The following is a 658-nucleotide window of genomic DNA, read 5'->3' on the forward strand; positions in this document are numbered from 1 at the left end:
CCTCCAATTGTTAGTGGGTGTCCAACAATTGGGGTGCAGTTCACAAAGAGACTCCGCCTTTTCAACGTACAATGAATTTCAACAATTACTAGCTACTTCCTAAACATTGTTCCTCATTTACCAACCTGTTTATGCTTTTTTCAAACTTTGCAACAGAACCATATTTCTATTGTTAATTCATTCTTTTCTATACTAATTACATATTATTTTCAGAGTGATAGTGTCAGTATATTCGAAGTTGAGAGATTCAATGCAGTTATCTTGAGGTTTTGGACTAAAATGAATTTTCTGATACTTGATATTCTTTTTGTAAAATCATGTACTTTTTGATTAGATTTTGTAGTATTCATTATAAATTAAAGATACGTTTCTAGTAGAAGACTCTCCCTATAAAGATTGTGCCCCATGGAGGAGTCTCAACTTTTTTTAGAGCACTCACTCTAGTGTAAGTGCATTTTTTTGGCAGACAAGGACTGGAACGCTTCTATCAACATCCAGCAAGGAGAGCGAGGTTCTGTTGCAAAGATTTCTAAACTGAGATAACCTGTAGAAAAAGTGTGAGCAGGAGAATGATATATGGGATATTTTAAAGGAAAACAGTTTAAAAAGGATATTATTTTGGTAGCTATCGGCTACTATTGTCGTTTTTCTTTAAGCT

At 33.9% G+C, this 658-nt stretch carries 1 pseudogene; it reads left to right on the top strand.

The annotated features are described in order from the left end of the window. Positions 1–576: 576 nt before the first annotated feature. Positions 577–658, top strand: a pseudogene (locus HRG09_RS28305) (IS6 family transposase); the annotation flags it as partial.

It is taken from the genome of Bacillus sp. Xin1, assembly GCF_013314535.1.
Classification (GTDB): domain Bacteria; phylum Bacillota; class Bacilli; order Bacillales; family Bacillaceae_G; genus Bacillus_A.